General features: G+C 75.3%; 9 protein-coding genes. All 9 read right to left on the minus strand.

Features of this window, described 5'->3' with window-relative positions; genetic code table 11:
* Positions 1 to 1,180: 1,180 nt before the first annotated feature.
* The 9 genes from ACF07V_RS25125 to ACF07V_RS25165 all read right to left on the minus strand — a co-directional run bounded on the left by ACF07V_RS25125 (position 1,181) and on the right by ACF07V_RS25165 (position 18,756).
* Positions 1,181 to 3,529 carry a hypothetical protein gene (locus ACF07V_RS25125; protein ID WP_392157339.1) on the minus strand — a complete coding sequence of 783 codons (2,349 nt, stop codon included), beginning with the start codon at positions 3,527 to 3,529 and terminating at the stop codon, positions 1,181 to 1,183.
* Complete coding sequence (locus ACF07V_RS25130) at positions 3,526 to 6,123, minus strand: hypothetical protein (RefSeq protein ID WP_392157341.1); 2,598 nt, start codon at positions 6,121 to 6,123, stop codon at positions 3,526 to 3,528. Before ACF07V_RS25130 ends, ACF07V_RS25125 begins: the two co-directional genes overlap by 4 nt.
* On the minus strand, positions 6,120 to 9,869 hold the full coding sequence (locus ACF07V_RS25135; protein ID WP_392157343.1) for a tubulin-like doman-containing protein: 3,750 nt from the start codon (positions 9,867 to 9,869) through the stop codon (positions 6,120 to 6,122). Before ACF07V_RS25135 ends, ACF07V_RS25130 begins: the two co-directional genes overlap by 4 nt.
* Before the next feature lie 22 nt (positions 9,870 to 9,891).
* Positions 9,892 to 12,390, minus strand: coding sequence for a VWA domain-containing protein (locus ACF07V_RS25140; RefSeq protein WP_392157344.1), 2,499 nt, complete (start codon positions 12,388 to 12,390; stop codon positions 9,892 to 9,894).
* Positions 12,387 to 12,941, minus strand: a complete 555-nt coding sequence (locus tag ACF07V_RS25145; RefSeq protein WP_392157345.1) for a Pycsar system effector family protein — start codon at positions 12,939 to 12,941, stop codon at positions 12,387 to 12,389. The genes ACF07V_RS25140 and ACF07V_RS25145 overlap by 4 nt, the downstream gene beginning before the upstream one ends.
* Complete coding sequence (locus tag ACF07V_RS25150; RefSeq protein ID WP_392157347.1) at positions 12,938 to 14,695, minus strand: hypothetical protein; 1,758 nt, start codon at positions 14,693 to 14,695, stop codon at positions 12,938 to 12,940. The genes ACF07V_RS25145 and ACF07V_RS25150 overlap by 4 nt, the downstream gene beginning before the upstream one ends.
* The gene (locus ACF07V_RS25155; RefSeq protein ID WP_392157348.1) at positions 14,692 to 17,133 is read right to left on the minus strand and encodes a hypothetical protein; all 2,442 of its coding nucleotides are present in this window, start codon (positions 17,131 to 17,133) and stop codon (positions 14,692 to 14,694) included. The genes ACF07V_RS25150 and ACF07V_RS25155 overlap by 4 nt, the downstream gene beginning before the upstream one ends.
* On the minus strand, positions 17,130 to 17,951 hold the full coding sequence (locus ACF07V_RS25160) for a hypothetical protein (protein WP_392157350.1): 822 nt from the start codon (positions 17,949 to 17,951) through the stop codon (positions 17,130 to 17,132). Before ACF07V_RS25160 ends, ACF07V_RS25155 begins: the two co-directional genes overlap by 4 nt.
* A 79-nt stretch (positions 17,952 to 18,030) precedes the next feature.
* Positions 18,031 to 18,756 (minus strand): Crp/Fnr family transcriptional regulator, encoded by a 726-nt coding sequence (locus ACF07V_RS25165; protein WP_392157352.1) that lies wholly within the window; start codon positions 18,754 to 18,756, stop codon positions 18,031 to 18,033.
* Positions 18,757 to 19,068 lie beyond the last annotated feature (312 nt).

A 19,068-nucleotide genomic window follows, 5' to 3' on the forward strand; every position in this document is an offset into this window, starting at 1 on the left:
TCGTACCGAGGATCTGCAGCGCCCTCGTTCCAGGAGCTGTGGGCGCCCTCGTACCGAGGATCCGCAGCGCCCTGGTTCCGAGAGCCCGGGTCGGCCTGATCCCGGGGATCCGGAGCGCCCTCGTAGCCGGGGCCCGGAGCGCCCCCGTACCCCGAGCCCCGTGCGCCCCCGTACCCCGAGCCCGGCGTGTCCTCGTGTCGGGGGTTCTGGCCCGGCTGGTCCTGGGGGGTCAAGTCCGGCTTGTTTCGGGGGCGGTGGGTTCGGGGTGGGTGGTTTCTCGTGGTCGGGCCCGGGCCGCGGTGGTCCAGGGCGTCCAGGGTGTCGGCCGCTCTGGCCGCCATGTCCAGGAGGGCGCCCCGGTGCGTGGAGGCCGTGGTGCGGAGGACTCTGGCGACCACATGGTCCCGGCTGTTCTCCTCGACCTCCGCCAGGTGGTGGCGGACCAGCCGCGTCGCGATCTCCTCCGCCCGGTCGCCGCACCGCTCGCGCGGGTCGACGCGGCGCCGCTCGGTGTTGCGGCTCGCCGCCCCTGACCAGCCGCCGACGAACGCGTACCGGAGCGTGGGCAGTTCGAGCGTGTCGTGAGTGGCGAAGGTCCACGGTTGCCTGGTGACCGCGCCGACGATGCTCTGCAGGCCCCGCAGCACGGGACAGGCGGTGCCGCCCCGTTCGTCGAGGATCGTGAACGGTCCCTCCGGGTGCCGCAGGAACTCCGCCACCGCGCCGACGAGTTCCTCCGCCACGTACGGCAGACGACGGTCCAGCTCCGCCAGCCCACCCCCGGGGGCGAGGGCCTCCGCCGGGACCAGCGGAAGCCGTCCGCGCGCGCCGGCGGCGTTCGCGGCGCCCTCCCACTCCCAGCCGTGCAGCCCTAGGCAGACGGAGGGGTTGAGGAGGGTGGGCGCGCCGACGAGGGCGTGGCAGAGCACGGACGTCCGACCGTCGGTGTCCGTGAACGGCACGCGCCGGATCAGCATCACGTACCCGCGCTCCCGCAGCCGGATCAGGGCCGGCCTTATCTCCTCCCCGCTGGCCCGCAGCACGGGCCCGGACATCCGGAAGAGGCTCTCGGCCTCGTCGCGCGGCCCGGACCAGGCGACCGGCCCGAAGCCCGTGTTGCCGGTGAGGTTCTCGCTGTCCCAGCGGAAGACGATCTGGTCGGCCTCGTGCTCCGTCCGTGTCATCGGACGATCCCCTCCATTGGTTCCGCCCCGGGCAGCAGCCCGCACAGGGCGAAGAGCGACAGCAAGGGCGCGAGGACCCGGCGCGGCCGGGCCCCGTGCGGAAATCGGTCGCCGCGCGCCTGCCCGCCGGTCGCGGCGACGAAGTGCAGCGTGCAGTCGGCGCAGTCGTCGAAGGGCTTGAGCCAGGCGGCGCCGGCGTGGTGGGCGAGGAAGGCGTACGCGTCCCGGCTCTCCTCCCGGACCGCGGCCGGGTCGTGGCGGCCGGGCAGCGCCCGGCCGAGCCAGCGTTCGACGACCGGTTCGAAGCGGACGAGGTCGCTCTTGTTGACCGCGAGTGCGGCGGGCGCGGCGACGAGTCCGCCGGCCTGCCGGGGGATGCGGTTGAGCACGGTCGTGAAGGCCTCGTCGCCGAGGTCGCGCCGCCGCAGCCCGCTCTGTTCGCGTACCGGGTCGAGCCCGGGCAGCCGGAGGGCGCGCAGCGGGTCCAGGACGAAGAGGAACGCGTCGACGCCCATGAGGAAGCGGCCGACCTCCCCGTCCTGCGCGAGGTCCTCGCCCGCGAGGTCGAAGAAGACGACGGGCCGGGGCGTCGCGCCGCCCGCTTGGACGAGCAGCCCGTCGGCGAACCGGGCGAAGGTCTGCTGTCCGGTACGGCCCAGCTGCCGCCCCTCCCTGAGCCGCTGGACCCGTTCGCGCACGAAGGTCCTGTGCGCCTCGGGGTTGAGCGGCCGGCATTTGAGTCCGTACGGTTCGAGGCCGCCGAGTTCGACCTCGCCGAGCATGGCGGCGAGGAGGTGGGTCTTGCCGACGGAGGAGCTTCCGACGAGGGCGATCGACAGCGGCTCGCCGTTGGTGAGGTAGGGCACGGGGAGTTCGTGCTGCTCGTCGCCGTCCGCGGTGTGCGGGCACAGGTGGTAGGCCTTGCGGAGGGCGTCCGCGACATGGCCGGGGCGGCGTTCGGCGCTGAGGTCGAGCCGGATCCGGTTGCCCATGGCGTCGATGGTGACGAGCAGCCGTTCGTCGTACTCGACGGGGAGCAGGCAGTGCGGGCACATCCGGCTCCGCGACGCGGGGAGCGGAGCCGGTTCCGGCGGCGCGACGGGCTCGACGGGACGGGAGGTGTCGCCTCCGCCGAAGATCCGGTCCCGGAGCGAGGGACGCCCCTGTCGTGGGAACGGCGGGGGCGTTTCCTCCGGGTCCCGGTGGGGTGCGGTCGCCGCGCGTTTCCTGGCGATCTGGCGGTCGTACTCGGTACGCCACCGGTCGAGCGGGTCGGCCGCCCCGAGCCCGGTGGCGAGCGGGTCGGGGACGTGCAGCAGCCGCATGAGCTCGGCCGGGTGGGGCCGGTCCGCCGCGCGCGCGGCGAAGAGCCCGCTCTGCCCGAGCGCCGCGAGACGGCGGTAGTCCGCCAGGTCGGCGGGGGGTCCCTCGCCCCGGTCGGGGCGGCCGGCCAGCAGGTAGTAGGCGAGTTCGGCGACGGACCACAGGTCGTCGCGCGGGTCTGCGGCGCCCCGGCCCGCGCGCTGTTCCGGCGAGGCCCAGGGGGCGCCGCCGAAGGGCTCGCGGGCCTCCCCGGCGCGCTGCGCCGCGTACGGTTCGCAGAGCCGGACCCGGGCGCCGTCCCACCGTACGGTGTCCGGCGCGATGGCCCGGTGCACCAGCGACGCCTCGCCCAGGAGCCGTACGGCCATGGTGAGTTGGCCCGCGATGCGCTCCTGGTCCTCGACGCCGAGGCGCCCCGCCCACTCGGACAGCGGGCGGCCCGTCGGCGGGCGGTACAGCACGAAGGGCTCGGCGGCGGTCAGGTCGAAGCCGACGATCCTCGCGAAGACCGCGCCGAACCTGGCCCCGCCGTAGCGCCGTTCGAGGGCCACGGCCGCCTCCACCTCCCGCTCCAGGAGGCCGTACGCGTCCGGGTCGCCCTGCTCCGACGTGGTCAGCCGGTACTGGAGGACGGGCAAGCCCCTCCCCAAGGTCGCCCGGCGCGCCAGGATGCCGGGACGGCCGGGCGGCCGGTGGTCCTCGCCGTAGCGCACGGTGAAACGGACCGGATCCTCGCGGTGGGTGAGGAACTCCAGCTCCTGGTAGTACGGATGGGTCGGCGGGGTCGGCTCCCTCAGGTGGTCGGGGTGGTCCGGGCCGATCGGATGGTTCGCATCGCCGGGGTGGACCTTGTCGGTCGGGTCGGTCGGGTCGGTCGGGTCGGTCGAATCCGTCGAGTCCCTCGGGTCCGTCGAGTCCCTCGGGTCCCTCGGGTAGTTCGCGTCGCGCAAGGGGTTCGGAGGGTTCGAGTCGTTCCAGTGGTTCGGGTGGTTCCGGTGGTTCGGGTGGTTCGGGTCGGTCACGGTTCTCCCGCCTCCTCGGCGCGGACGGTGTGCACGACGTCCGCGCGCAGCGGTACGAGACGGAGGATGCCGGCGTGCCGTCCCGCGCCGGTCCACACCACGTCCTCGGCGGTGCCCCGCCAGATGTCGTCCCCGGCGGCCCCGCGCCGCATCGCCTCGGGCACGAACCGGACCTGCCGGGCGGCGAGCGGATCGTGGGAGAGCAGCCGCAGGTGCTCGGGTCCGCACAGCGCGACCGTACGGCCCGGGTCGTCCTCGGCCAGGAGCAGCCGGGCCACGGCGTCGGCGGCGACCCCGGTGAGGCGGGCCGCGTCGGGCCGGTCGGAACGGTCGGTGAAGGCCGCGAGGGAAGTCAGCGCCTCGGGGTCGCCGAGGCCCTCGTACCGGGGCGGCGGTGAGGCGGCCACGTCCCGCTCCAGGCGGAGCCGGGTCTCGTCCAGGAGCTCCGTGATCCGCCGTTCGTGGCCGGCCCGCGCGAGGGCCCCGGGGTCGCGCTCGATGCCCGCCCAGCACCGGTCCAGGATCAGGACGGTCCCGGCGACCAGGTCGCCGACGAGGGTGTCGACGAGCGCGGGGCCCCCGTCCCCGTACCGCCGCTCCAGCCAGCCGGGCGCGGGGAGGGACACGTGCGGGGGCGGGGGCGGGGTCACGTCCCCGGGGGAAGCGAACGGAGACGGCTCCGGCTCGGCCACCAGGGGCTCCTCGTCCCTGCCGGACCAGTGGTCGTCCGCCGGACCCTCCCCCCAGGTCTCCGCCCCGTCCGTCCAGGCCTCCGTTCCCTCTCCCCAGGCCTCCGGCCCGTCCCCCCAGTCGTCCGCCTCGTCCTTCCAGTCCTCCCAGCTCCAGGACGCCGCACCGGTCTCCCGGACCGGCGGGGGCTCGGTCTCCGGGCGGCCGGCCGGCCGTGCCGCGTGCGGCTGCCCGTGCGCGTCGGCGGTCTCCGCGAGACCCCGGAGCAGCCCGGCCACGGCTCCCGCCCCGGCCGAACAGTGGTGCCGCACCTCGGCGAAGAGCCAGTCGTGCACCGCGGTCGTGACCACCAGGGTCTGGATCTCCCGCAGGATCCGCCAGGCCTCCTCGGGGTCGGCGCGCGCCCACCAGTCGTCCACGGCCCGGCTCCAGTCGCGCAGCGCGAGCAGCACGACGGCCGCCACGGACACGGTCGCCGCCACCGCGCCCGCCCACACGGGCAGGCCCAGGAACTGGCCGAGGCCCGCCCCGACGAGGCCGCCGAGCAGCCCGCCGAAGAGCCGGGGCGCCGCGCCCGTGGCACCGCCGCCGTCGATCCGGCCGTCGGGCGAGCGGTTGGGTCTGCGGCGCAGCATCAGATGGGCGAGTCCGGCGGCGAGGACACCGACGGCGGGACCGAGGACCCAGCCGAGCAGCGGCCAGATCCCGGCGAGCAGCGCCAGGAGCCCGGTCACGGCGAAGGCCGCGGGGCGCGAACCGCCGGCGGTGAAGGGGTACCGGGCGCCGAGCCGCCGCAGCCGCTCGGGGCCGCAGATCGCGTCCAGCCGGGCGAGCCGTGCCGCGCTGCCCACGGGCGCGGTGCGCGCGGACAGGGCGGAGAGACGGGCCGCCACGGACCGCAGCGGCAGCCCCTTGCCGATGAGGTCGTGGGTGAGGTCGCGCAGCGCCGGGACGATCCCGGCCCGTGAGATCTCCCGCGGCAGCTCCGGCAGTTCGACCCCGCGGTCGCGCAGCACCCCCCGGTGCTCGGCGGTGAGCCGGGTGCCTCCCGCCGCGCCGAACGCGTCCGCGACGGCGATGCGGAACCGGCCCAGCTCCTCCGTCACCCGCTCGATGTCCGCCGGCAGGTCGACGCCCCGGCCCGCCCCGGTGAGCAGCCCGGCCGGGCCCCGGACGCGCCGGTAGCCCTCGACGGCCTCTCCGACCGCGGCGTCGCAGGCGGCGAGCCCGGCCCCCGCCCGGCCCTGCGGCGGCAGCCACTGGTGGCCGGCCAGGGAGCGCGGGACGCCCTCGTCCAGGAGCAGCGCGAGCGCGCCCGGCACCTGGTCGGCGGAGAGGTTCCCGGCGGGGACCTCGGGTCCGGTGAGCCCCTCCAGGGCCTGGCGCCAGGCGCGGGCCCTGGCCTCGTCGGTGAGGTCGTGCTCCAGGATCCGCACGGCCGGCACGGCGACGCCGTGCACCACCCCGCCGAGCGCGCGGAGGACGGCGTCGAAGACCTCGGGCGTGGACAGCACGTCGACGAGCGGGCGCAGCACGGCCTCGCCCGGGACGCCGTCCTCCGTGGAGTCGAAGACCCACAGGACGCCGGCGGCGGGCGGGCGGAGGGTGAGGGAGCGGCTCACGGTCCGCTCGCCCCGGACGCCGACCGCCAGGCAGACGATGTGCGCGGGCCCGTAGGAGGAGAGGCGCTCGTAGAGCAGCTGGTGGGCGACGAGCCGGTCGGCCTCGTCGACGACGAGGAAGCGCCGCGCGCCGCCGGGCTGCGGGACGTCCAGGGCCGCGCGGACGGCGGCTTCGGAGTCGTACGCCCCCGGCGCCCCCGGCCACGCTGTCCGCAGGTCGAGGCAGACGGCGTGGCCCGGCAGCGGCCGTTCGGGCAGGACGGGAAGGACGTGTGGGCTCACTCCGCCTCACCGGCCCGGTCGCGGCGGCGCGGTTCGTCGTCGGCGGGCCCGGACTCCGGGCCGCGGTCCGCCTCGTAACCCGAGCGGTAACCCGAGCCGTAACCCGAGTCGTAGCCCTCCTCGTCGGGCCCGAGGTCCGGCTCGGGCTCCAGCTCCCAGTCGCCCTCGTAGACGGACGGCGGCGGGGAGGACGGCCCGTTCGCGTACGCGGAACGCGGATCACGCCGGGCCCCGTTCTCGCGCCCGGCAGCTTCGTCGCCCCCGGGCCGGGACTCGTGCCCGGGGCCGTCGTCGTGCCCCGGACGGGGCTCGTAGGCACGCCCCGACTCGTACGCCTGACCGGACTCGTACGCACGCCCCGACTCGTACGCCGAACCGGACTCGTACGCACGCCCCGACTCGTACCCCGGACCGGACTCGTACGCACGCCCCGACTCGTACGCCGGACCGGACTCGTACTCCTCGTACCCGGCGCCGTTCTCGTGCCGGGAGGGGGATTCGTACCGGGGACGCGGTCGGGGGTCCTGGCGGGCCTGTGGGACGTAACCCCGCCCCTGGCCCTGCCCCCGCGGACGCGCCTGCCCCGGGCCCCGGCCCCTCCCCTGCCCCTGCCCCTGGCGTGGTGCGTGGCGGTCGTAGAGGGCGCGGAGGGTCGGGCGGGTCGGGCGGGCCGCGCTGGGGAAGCGCATGTCGAGGGCGCCCGGGTAGGTGACCGACCAGAAGTGGCGGAGCGGCGCGAGCCATTCGCTGTCCGCCTCGCCGTACTCGGCGGCGATCTCGTCGATGAGGGCGAGCTGGCGCGGGGCGACGTCCTCCACGAAGCGGGTGAAGAGCGGCGACGGCGGTACCGGCACCTGGGCGAGGCCCTGGGGCAGGGCGCGCATCAGCCGTTCGCAGAACTGCTCGATGATCTGCCCCTCGTCGAGCAGCGCCCAGCGCTCGTACGCGCGCAGCAGCCCCGCCCAGCTGGAGAGCGAGCCGTCGAAGCCCTCCAGGCGCAGGGACATGGTCGCGCCCTCGCCCTCCTGGAGGCGGATCCGGACGAGGCCGGGGGACTCGGGCTGGCCCTCGGCGGCGATGTGGCCGTTCCACAGGGCGCAGAGCAGCCGGTGGAGGATGCGCTGCCGGTCCTGTTCGGTGGAGACGAGCCAGTCGTCCTGGTAGCCGAGCCGCTGGCGCCAGTGCAGGAAGTCCTCCTCACCGGCCGAGTCGCGGGCCTCGGACCAGAGGCTGAGGACGCTGCGGACCTCGGAGATGTCGGTGAGGTTCATGCCGCTGCGGAAGAAGACGACGGTGATGGAGTCGGTGTCGACGGCCCGGCACTCGGGGAACACCCGGGAGGGCAGGTTGAGTTCCTGCGCGAGGAAGTCGGCGGCCCGGCCGTCGGACTCGCTCGCCGGATGCACGATGAGGATCTTGAGCGGGCCGCTGCCGTCCGGGATGAAGCCCACCGGGAGGAGTCCGGCGAGCCGGGCGCGGAACTGGTCGAGCCAGCGCGGGTCGACCTTCGACTCGGCGGTCTCGTCGCCCGCGGCGGCCCGCAGCAGCAGCTCCATGGAGGGCAGCAGGGGGCGGGCGAAGACGTCCTCGTTGGCCTCGCCGAAGAGGCGCTTGACCCGCCGCTCGACGACCTGCTTGATCTCCTTCACGGCCGCCCCGGGCGAGCGGCGGACCGCGTCGAGGGCGCGCCGCCAGTCGTCCGGTGCGACCAGCCGGTCGAGGAGGGTCGCGGCGTCGGTGGTCTCGGGAAGGCCCTCGCTCTGGGCGAGGCGGTCGACGACGTCGTCGTAGAAGGCGCGCAGGGAGTTCTGCGGGGGCAGCAGGTAGGCGATGCCGGCGCGGTCGTCGCGGTAGAGCTCGCGGCGGCTGTCGGAGAAGGACTTCGCCTCGTCCTGCTCGTGGGCGCGGAGCACCTTGGCGAGTTCGGCGACCTCGGCGGTGACGCGGTTGAGGGAGGGCCGCCACTGGTTCTCGCCCGCCTGCCAGCCGCGGTGCCAGAGGACGCGGGCCCGCCACTGGTACCAGGCCTGCTGGGCGGCGAGGGTGTCCTGGACGTCGGGGTCGGTCCACCGGGCGGGGACGACTCCGCCGACGCTGCGCTTGATGTGGGGGATGTTGGGGGCGTGGCCCTGGACGTTCGGGGGCCGTTCGGGGTCGTTGCGCCGGTTGTCGAGCATGCCGGTGAAGCCCTCCCTGGCCACCCGGTCGGGGTGGCCAGGCAGTCCGGCGAGGATGGTGAGCAGCTGGAACGGGCCGACGAGGCCGAGGAGTTCGCGGGCGCCGGCGCCGGGCCTGAAGTCCTCGGTGAGGCGGGGGATCTCGCGGGAGAGGTGGACGTCGAGGCGCTGGAGGGAGTCCTCCATGTCGTTGAGCCGCTGCCGGAGCTCCTGCGTGATGTCCCGGCTTCCCCGTGGCAGTTGCTCGGGCAGGGGGACGTCCGGTGCCTCGCGGCTCCACAGACGGCCGATGCCGGAGCGGGTGAAGAGGTCGCGGACCTGGTCCTGTCCGTCCCGGGCGGGCCGCCTGGCCCGTTCGGCCATGCCGCGGACGGCCTGGGCGAGGAGCCGGGCGGCGACGATCTCGGCGAGGTCGTCGACGGGGACGGTGAGGGAGGCGGCGAGGCTGGTGGACATGCCGCGGTAGCCGATGCCGGAACGGGCCGGGGTCGAGCGTTCCACGGCCTTGTTGATGAAGCTGGCGGCGAAGGACTGGTAGTCGTCGTCGGCGCCCTTGCCCGGGCCGCCGTTGTCCTCACCGAGTTCGGTGCCGATCAGGGACATCACCATGGCGGTGATGGAGCGGCGCAGGTCCTCGGCGCCGATGACGGCCGGCTTGGAGAAGAGGAAGGCGGTCTGCATGGTGGCGGGGCGCAGGGCGACGAGCCCGTCGCCGGGGTAGGTGACGCTGAGCCGGCCGCGTTCCTCGACGTCGCCGACGGTGTCGAGGGCGTCGGGCACGTTCTGGTCGTCGACGAGCCGCGAGAGGTCCACGAGGGCGCGGGCGGCGTTGAGTTCGGCCTCGCGTCCGCCGCCGGCCTCGGGCGTGAAGGCGGAGGGCATGACGACGAGCGGGTAGATCTTGACGCCGGGCACCTTGGCGTGGCGGAACTCGTGCCCGATGAGGTGGAGGAAGTCGTAGAAGATGCCGGCGCCGGTGCCGCCGGCGACGGAGAAGGCGACGAAGACGTCGCAGCCCCGGATGCGGCCGCCGCCGACCCGCTTGAGGTCGCCGGCCGACTGTCCGATGGCGCCGATGGCCTCGCGGAGCTGCCGCAGGACGGGTTCGAGTCCGGAGCGGAGGGTGGCGAAGAGCGCGGAGCGCCCCACGGTCGGGAGCTGTCCGGCGCCGTTGTTGAGGGGGGCGACGCGCGGCTGGCGGGCCTGCGGCGGCAGCCAGGACCGGGTCTCCTCGGGGAGCGAGACGCGCAGCATGCGGGTCACCTCGGGCGAGGAGTCGAAGTCGGTCGGCAGCAGGTCGCGGACCATGCGGGAGGTGCGGGCGAAGGCGGCGCCCTCGGCTCCCTTGGCCCGGAACTGGGGGTAGCCGAGCAGTTCGCCCTCGCTGAAGTCGGCGTACACGAACTGCAGGCAGTCGGGGAGCTGGAAGGGGAGCCGGCGGCCGCCGTCGACGAGGTCGGTGCCGTCGGGTCCGCACAGTTCCCGGCGGAGCTGCCGTTCGAGTTCCGTGCCGATCTTTCCGCCGGTGCCGCCGAGTCCGACGAAGAGCATGGGCTGGTAGATCTTCATGTCGTCTCTCCTCGGTGCCCGTTCAGAAGTTCACGTCGTAGGTGTCGGACCCGCCGGTCCCGCCGGGCCCGCCCGCCCCGGAGGAGGAACCGGTGCTGGGACCGGTGCCCGACCCCGTACCGGAGCCCGACCCCGTGCCGGGGCCGGTGCCCGGGTCCGTGCCGGGGCCGGTGCCGCCGCCCCGTCCGGTGCCGGTGCCGGGGCCGGGCCGCCGGGGGGTACGGATCCTCCGCGGGGTGGGCACGCGCCCGCCCCGCACGATGAGTTCGTGCTCGCCAAGACCGATCGGCTCGCCGGGCCTGACCGGCACCTGCCTGCCGCCCCGGGGGCGCAGCAGCAGTTCGCCGGAGCCGTTGCGGCGCAGTTCGTGGGCGGTGGAGGAGGCGGCGCCGCGGACCGGGCGGAGCATCGCGGAGCCCCCGTACGGCTCGTCGACGGTGAAGGCGAAGGTTCCGTTCTGGCTCTGCCCCTTGCGGATGGTCAGTTCGAAGAGGGACCGGTCGTCGTCGAGCAGTTCGAGCTTGACGCCGGTGAGGTCGCGGCGGCGGCGCCGGGCGACGAGCCGGATGCCGGTGAGGACGGCGAGCACGAGAACGAGGACGGCGCCGCCGGTGACGGCCTTCCACCAGCGGTCCCACCAGGTGGGCGGCGCCACCACGAGGACGTCCAGGAAGGCGGTGTCGAGGACCGTGTCGCCGTCGCCGGTGTCCACGACCTCGATCCGGCCGCCGAGTTCGCCGAGGGCCGTGCCGGGCGCGAGGGTCACCGTGAAGGGGACGCGGGTGCTGCGGCCCGCGACGGCGGTGACCTGCGTCGGGGCGACGGTGAGCTCGGCGCCGGGCGTCCGGTCCTGGAGGGCCAGCCGCAGGGTGTGGGGCGCGGTGTCGTTGTTGGTGACGTCGAGGGTGCCGCGGACGGTGCCGCCCGGGTGGACGGTGACGCGGTCGACGACGAGCCCCGCGGTCAGCACCGGCACGTCCGGGCCGCGCCGGGCGTGCACGGGGCGCCGGTCGGAGGTGATGCCGGGCGCCGCCATGCGCGTGACGAGCTCCAGCTCGCCGGTGGCCTCGGCGGGCAGGGTGAAGGTGCCGGTGAAGCGGACGTCCCCGGCCTTCGCGTCGGGGGCCCGGCCGTCGTCGGCGAGCGTGAAGGTGAAGGGCTGGAAGCCCGCGCCGGCGACCTCGGCCGAGGCCGTGAGACCGGCCAGCTGCCGCGGATCGGTGATGACGACCCCGCGCCGCGTCTGCATCCGGACCTGCACGGTGACCTTCTCCCCCGCGCGCGGGGACGCCGGGTCGAGGGTGACGTCGGAGCGGAGCCGGCCCTGCCAGATGGCCCGTACGGCGACCTCCCGGTCGCGGTGGCCCTCCGGCGCCTCGATGTGCACGCGCCAGGCGCCGGGCAGCGGGTCCTTCACGCGCAGCGCCTCGACCGGCCCGTCCTGGCCGCTCACCTCGAAGGTCGAGCCGTCGAACTCGCCCCGCACGGGCACCTTGCGGCCCGCCGGGTCGTAGTAGGTGACCCGCACCTTGGGGTCGTGCTTGGCGACCGTGAGGGAACCGTCGGTGGCGATCGGCGGGATGGTCACGGTCAGGTCGGCGGGCGGCTTCCCGACGGTGCCCTGGGCGATCCGCGCGCAGCGGGCGGCGGCGAAGGTCTCCTGGAGCGCCTTGTCGATCTCGGCGGAGGTGCCGACGACCCGCATGCGGGGGACGGAGCCGGGGACGTCGGAGCAGGCGCCCCGGTAGCCGCCCTCGGCCATCGCGGTGAGCGCGGAGCGGTCGATCTCGCTGCCGAAGCCGAGCGGCCAGATCTGGACGCCGGCGGCGCGGGCGCGGGCGAGTTCCTCGGTGAGCCGCCGTGCGCCGTTGGACTGGCGGGTGTCCCGGTCGGTGCCGTACTCGGGGCTGTCGGCGACGTCCAGCCTGCCGTCGGTGAGCAGGAAGACGACCTTGGGGACGGCAGGGGTCTTCGCCCCGCTCTCGGCGCCGCGCGATTCCGTGAGGCGGGTGACGGCCTGCCGGATGGCGGCCGGGAAGTCGGTGCCGGGTCCCATGCGGGCGGCGTCGCGGCGGCCCAGCTGCTGGACGCACTTGCTGAGGCGCTCGCGGCCCGCCGCGTCGGCGACGGTGAGCGTGCAGATGTCGCTCACGGGCGACTGGCCGGGCTTCTCGGAGCTGCCGAAGCCGATGACGGCGGCCCGGGACCGCTCCGATATCTCGCCCTGGCTGAGCAGCGCGGCGGCCTCGGTCTCCCGCGCCAGGTCCTTGTCGGCGAGGCTCGCCGACTGGTCGACGACGACGGCGAAGTCGAGCGGGTCGGGCCCCTCGGCGGGGTCGGCGGCCGTACGGGGCGTGCCGGCGGTCCCGGCGGCGGTGAGGGCCGTACGGGGCGCGCCGAGGGCCCCGGCGGCGGCCGCGCCCGAGGCGGTGGGCGCCCCGAGCGGGCCGGAGAGCGCGAGGAGCGCCCCGGCGAGGAGCAGGGCGCTCCCCTTGGTGTTCCACTGCATCTTCTCTCTCACCACAGTTCGCTGAAGAGGGCCAGGAGGGCGCCGAGCACGAGCGCGAACACGCCCAGGCGCAGCCACCGGTACTTCGCCGCGAGCACGAGCCCGTGCACGCCGGCCTGTTCGAGGAGCCAGTCGGTGGCGTCCGTGCCGGACGCGCCGAGCCGTTCGCGGAGCGCGGGCGCGGACGGGCCGGCCGCCAGCTCGCGCAGGAGGGTGCGGTCCGCGCCGATCCTGGTGCGCGGCAGGACCACCGAGACGAGCATCAGGACCCCGGCGGTCCAGAGCGCGCCCGCCGCGAGGAGGAACGCGAGTCCGGTGCCGTCCGTGGGGAGCGGGGCTCGGTCCCCGGAGAAGACGACGGCGAGGAAGGCGAGGGCGCCGGAGAGCAGGATCGCGGCCTTGGTGTCGGCCCGGCCGATGTCCTCCCGGACGGTGGCGAGGAGCCGCTCGGCCATGAACCGCAGCTCCCCGGGCGGTACGGGCAGGGGCGCGGTCGCCGGTGCCCGGTCGGGTACGGGCACGGGCACGGGTGCGGGTGCGGGTGCGGGCTCCGGGGTGCTCATTCGTCGTCCCAGTCGTCGAACTCGGAGCTGGGCCGGGTGGACCTGGTCGGCGGCCGGCGCGGCACCTCGCGGTCGTAGGGGTCGTCGCGGTCGTAGCGGTCGTTCCGCTCGTACGCGTCCGGCTCGTACCGGTCGCGTCCGTCGTCGAACCGGTCGTCGCGGCGGGTCCGGGACCTCCCCCGCTCCCTCTCGGAGCCCGACTCGACGCGGGTCGGTTCGTAGACCCGGGACTCACGCGGGCCCTCGCCGGGCTCCTCGTCCCGGGGACCGCGCCCAGCGTCCCGGTGACCCTCGTCCCGGGGACCACGCCCGGCGTCCCGGTGACCCTCGTCCCGGGGCCCGCGCCCGGCGTCCCGGTGACCCTCGTCCCGTGGCCCGCGCCCGGCGTCCCGGTGGCCCTCGTCCCGTGGCCCGCGCCCGGCGTCCCGGTGGCCCTCGTCCCAGTCCGGCTCGCTGGGCTCGGGGGAGCCCTCCTCCAGGGCGCGGCGGCGTCGCGGGGCGTCGCCCGAGGGGTTGAGGACCCGGTCGGTGATGCCGCCGAGGACGCCGCCGGTCTGGGACCGCAGGTACATGAGCACCTGGTACATCTGCTCGCCGATGTCGTGCCGTTCGAGGACACCGGTGTCCAGGAGCCGGTTGAAGACGCGCAGGTAGTCCTCCTGGCCCTCGCGCCGTTCCTGCTGGAGCTGACTGCGGATCTCCCACTGCTTGTCGGGGTGCATCGCCATGTGGTGGGCGATCTGGGCCAGGTCGCCGCGCCGGAAGAGGGCCTCCAGTTCGCGGGCGCGCTCGGCGACCAGGGCGCGGTCCGCCGCCTCCCTGCGCCGCTCGGCCTCGGCGACGCGCTCGTCGGCCTCCATGGTGACGCCGACGATGTCCCGCCGGGAGACCTCGGCCTTGACCGAGTCGTCGAGGTCGATGAAGACGAGGACCCGGGTCCGCAGCCCGATGTCCCGGCCGAAGCTGAGCCGTCCGGCGGCGAGTTCCTCGCGCACGGCCTCGTCGGCACGGTGCGCCTCGGTGATGCGGAACCGCCGGGACAGCCGGCGCAGGCCGTCGAGCAGTTCGTCGTGGAGCAGCTCGGCGACGTCCTCGACCTGTTCTTGGACGACGAGGTGCGGGTCGGTCACCACCCACTGGACCTTGGCGACGGCGTCGAAGAAGACGCCGTCCCCGGCGGCCGGCAGCTGGAGCCGGAACTCGGTGACGTTGCGTCCGAGCCGCACCTCGAAGACCGTGTACGGGTAGCCGAACAGGGGCTTGTTGACGTCCTCGGTGCGGTCCGGCCAGACCACCCGGTGGCCGCCGTTGCGGTAGAGCAGGACGGCGGCGACCTTGCCGCTGCGGCGGCGGTACGGGGGCGCGTACTCGCCGATGAGGGGCCCGCGCGGCCGTCCCGGGGCGGCGGATCCGCCGGTGGCCGCCGCGTGCCGTCGCGCCGGGCCGCGCGACTGCTCCGCCTCCTCTTCCCGTACGCGGTCGAGGTCGAGGTCCGGCTCCTCGTCCCCGTCGCGGCCGCCGGAGTGCTGTCCGCCGTTCTGTCCCTCGTACGGCCGACGCTCGTACCGCTCCTCGTACCGCTGCCGCTCCCGCCGGTCCTGCTCCTCGTACCGCTCCCGCCCGTCGCGTCCCTGGTCCTGCTGCCGCTCCCGGCCGTCCCGTTCGTCGTACCGCTCGCGCTCGTCGCGGTCCCGCTCGTACCGGCGCGCCCGCTCGTCCGGCCGCGCGTTCCTGTTCTGCTCGGGCCCGGTCATCGGTTCGCTCCTTCCGTCACGGCGTCCCACATCCGGCGCGCCGCGCTTCTGTCCAGGGGCCGGTCACGGTCCCGGACGAGTTCGTTCAGCAGTCCCCTGAGCCGGTCCCGGTCGCGGCGGTCCACCGCGAGGCGCGGCAGGAACGCGCGGACGTGTCCGAGCGCCTCGGGGTCCTTCGCGGCGCGCCGGAGCATGCCGCCGAGGGCTTCGAGGGCCGCCTCTCCGGAGCGGGCCGTGGCGAGCGTGTGCCGCAGCAGCCGCGCGAGCTCGGGTGCGAGTCCGGGCCGGGTCGCGAGCAGCGCGACGAGCAGGGGGCGGGCCGCGTGCTCGTCGAGTTCGGGGACCTCGCGCAGCCCCCACAGGTGGGTGGTCCGGGTGCTCAGCGCGCGGATGACGGCGAGGTGGACCAGGTTGGCGAGGTTGAGCCGGCCGTCTTCGAGCCACTGGTGGAGCCGGTGCAGCACGGGCTCCGGCTCCCCGGAGGCGAGCAGCCGGGCCACGCTGAAGGAGGCGGGCCAGAGGACGTCGACGTCGGTCGCCTCGCGGTTCCTGACGACCCGGGCGAGGGCGTCGAGCGAGCCGGGAACGCCGGCCGCGGCCAGGACGTAGCCGTGGGCGAGCAGCGCCGTGCGGACGAGGGTGTCCTCGCCGGATCCGGCCCAGTCCTTGAGCACGGCGGCGACCGCGGGCCGGACGCGCGGGTCGCGGGCGGCCTCGGCGAGCGCGGTGGCGGCGGCCATCCGGGCCCTCGGCTCGTCCGTCACCGCCAGCGGCACCACGAGCTCGCGGAAGCCGTGGATCCAGTCCCAGGAGCAGAGCACCCCGGCGGCGACGGAGGCGCGGACCCACACCTCGGGGCGCGGGTCGTCGCACAGGGCGCGCAGCCAGCGGGCGACCGGGCCGCGGACGTTGTGGTAGCCGTGCCAGATCTCGCCGAGGACGGCGGCGGCGAGCGCCTCGCCCTGGAAGCGGACGGCCCGCACCGGCACCTTGGCGGGGCCGAGGTCCAGCTCCCCGTCCTCCAGGACGGCCCGTGCCTGCACGGGCCGGTGTTCCGCGTGGGTGCCGAACAGGCGGCGCCCGGGGGCGTGTTCGGGGTCGAGGGTGACGGCGAGTTCCCAGGCGAGGAGTTCGGCGGCCTCGGCGGCGAGGCTGTAGGCGGAGCCGTCGAAGACGGCGACGGCGATGCGGAACGCGCCGGCGTTCAGGACGGGCAGCGCCTCCGGGAGCGCGCCCGGGCGGTCGGCACCGGCGAACCACTCGCGGGCCTGGGAGCGGACGAAGCTGGCGCATTCGGCGAGGAGTTGCTCGTCCGTCATCTCGCCGCGCCAGTGCCGGGCGAGGTGGTCGGCGAGCCGGGCGGCCTCACGGGGCCGGAGCTCCTCCAGGCCCAGGGCCCGGACGACGTCCGGTCGCCCGGCACGCGCGCGTGCGGCGCCGAGGGCCCCGTCGGGCTCGGCGCGCAGCAGGTGCCAGAGGTGGCGCTGGAGTACCTCGTCGGCGGGCGGGGGCGCGCAGTACATCCCGTACCGGCCGCGCAGGAGCCGGTCGGCGAGTTCCCCGTTCTCGACGAGGACGACCCCGTACGCGTCGCGGCCGCGCAGCAGTTCGCCGAAGCGGTCGAGGTGCAGTTCGGAGAGGCGGGTGGCGGGGCGGCGGGCGGTGCCGCCGTGCTCGCCCCGGCCGGGGCGCGGCTCGCTCTCGGTGCGGACGTCTTCGGTGAGCAGCTCCAGGAGGTGGCCGCCGCTCTCCTGGAGGACGTCCTCGGTGATCTCGTCGACGCCGTGCCGGGGGTCGAGGCGGAAGACCTTGCCGCCGGTGAGTTCGTCGAGGAGGGCGAGCGCGGTGGCCTTGCGGCCGCTGCCGGGTTCGCCGCAGAGGACGAGGACCCGGTGGTCGCGGAGCCGGTCCCGCATCCGGGCATACCCGGCGGTCGCGCAGTACACCCGGCCGAGGTGGTCGAGCGTCTCGGGCGGGACGGGGCCCTGGACGAAGAGGGAGCGGTCGGAGCCGTACAGGGCGAAGATCTGGTTGCCCTCGAAGACGGTGCCGTCGCCGTGGATGGTGGTCAGGCGGTCGGCCCCGCCGCCCGCCCAGGTGCGGACGGCCCGGAGCGCGGTGGCGGCGCCGCCCGTGTCGCTCTCGCCGCCGAGGGGTCCGCGGTCGGCGGTGTCGAAGACGCTCGGCTCACGCGCCTGCTCGCCGGAGGAGTCGCCGCGCTCGCGGTCCCGGTCGCCGCGCTCCCGGTCGCCGCGGTCGCCGCCCCGGCCCCCATGGTCGCCCCGGTCACCGCGACCACCCCGATCACCGCGGTCTCCGCCTCGGTCGCCCCGGTCGCCGCCCCGGTCGTGGGAGTCGCCCCGGTCGCCCCGGTCGTCCCGGTCGTGGCCGGAGTCGGGGCCGTCGTTCCCGGTGGCCGACTCGTCGTCGTCGCTCACTGCGGTTCACCCGCCCCCGTGCCCGAGCTCTTCCGGATGCCGGTGAAGTCCCCGTGGATGGTGTTGCCGTGGACGTCGAGCAGGTCTCCCCCGACGTGGAACGTACGGTGCCCACTGCTGGTCGGAGGCGTTGGGCCGTCCCCCCGCGACGGCCCAACGCCGGTCCGTGTACCCCCCTCGGAAACGCCGGTCCGTGAACCCTCCTCGGACGCGGTCAGCGGCGGGGCGGTGCTGCGCGGTACGTGGAACCACGCGGTCTCGTCGGTCTCCTTGGAGCGGACCCGGGCGGACCGGTAGTGGTCCGGTTCGACGTAGCGCCCGCCCTCGGCGACCACGTTCCCGTACAGCCAGTCGGAGACGACGATCAGGAGGTCGACCTCGGGGCTCTCCGCCATGATCCGTTTGGCGGGGGCGCTGTCGCAGAGCCGGGCGGCGAGGTCCACGGCCCGTCCGACGAGCCCGTGCGCGTCCTGCGCGACGAGCCCGGCGTTCATGCCGATCCGCAGCCGCAGGCGCCGGCCGCGGCCCGTGTTGTGGGCGCGCAGGCTCTCGTAGAGGGTGTCGATCCACCGTCCGACCATGAGGGTCGGCGGCACGTCGGGGCGCAGGGCGGCGAGGATGCCGTCCCCCCGGTCCTCCTGGTGGAAGGTGCCGGGTTCGACGCCGACGGAGCCGTACGCCTCGTCGAAGGCGGCGTACATCGCGGCGCGTTGCAGCTCCTTCTCGGCCATGCCCAGGGTCCCGGAGCCCACGATGTCGCCGAACACGACGAACCGGTGGATCCCGCCCGCTACCCCGTTCACTTCCGCACTGCTCACTCTCGGACTCCCTGTGTGTGGCGCCGTGGTGGTGCGTGTGTTCAGACTGGCCGCCTTCCGCGACCGGCGATGTAGCCGTTTACACACCCGGCGGAGATTCGTCCGCCGGGTTTCCGCCGGGGCGTGCGCGCCCCTGCGCGAGGAGCACCAGTACCCGCATGTCGAGGACGACGACGGTGCGGTTCGCGGTGCGGACGACGTCCTGTTCCCGGAGCAGGCGGAGGGCTTTGGCCACCGCTTCCCGGGTGGCGCCGATGGCCGCCGCCAGGTCGTGCTGGGGCAGCGGGAGGTCGAGTACGGTGCCGCCGTCGGCCCGCCGTCCGGCGCGCTCGGCCAGTTCGACGAGGCGGGCGGCGAGGCGCTGGAGGACGGTCTCGGAGGCGAGCGCGCGGCGCTCGACGTCGGCGTTGCGCAGCCGGGTGGCGAGCTGGCGCATGATCAGCGCGGTGGCGTGGGGGCGGGCGGCGAGGAAGCGCCGGAACCGGTCGCCGGAGACCGCCACGGCCTCGACGGTGCCGAGGGCGGTGACGCTGGCGCTGCGCGGGCCGCGGTCGACGGCGGCGAGGTCGCCGACGACCTCGCCGGCGCCGCGCAGGGCGAGGATGAGGCGGGAGCCGCGCTCGGTGCCGACGGAGACGACGGACCAGCCGGAGAGGAGCGCGAGGACGTAGGCGCTGGTGTCGCGTTCGCGGATCATCACCTCCCCGGGTTCGTAGACCCGCCGGGCGCCTTCGGCGAGCAGCGACCGCCGGTCGGCCGCGGTGAGGGCGTGGAGGAAGGAGCGGTCCTGGCCGAAGAGACTCAACGCCGCTCACCCCCGTACCGTCCGCGGGCCCTCCGGGGAAGACCGTCCGCCGGCGGCCGACCGGCGTGTTCGCGTGTGTGTTCCCACCTCATGTGGCGTGCCACGCCACACAATTGACGCTGTGTCACGTCATGGGGTGAAGAACGCTAGAGGGTGCGGAAGAAACGCGTCAACGAGCACGGGGGGCGCAGGGGAGCGCCACCGACGCCACCCCTGCGCCCCCCGTGAGCGCGGCCCGGCGGGCTTCGCGAAGCCTTCGTGAAGCCTTCGCGAACACCGACCGGAATCCACGCTTCGCCGTGGAACGACGAC

The sequence above is a fragment of the Streptomyces sp. NPDC015661 genome (genome assembly GCF_043077765.1).
Lineage (GTDB): Bacteria > Actinomycetota > Actinomycetes > Streptomycetales > Streptomycetaceae > Streptomyces.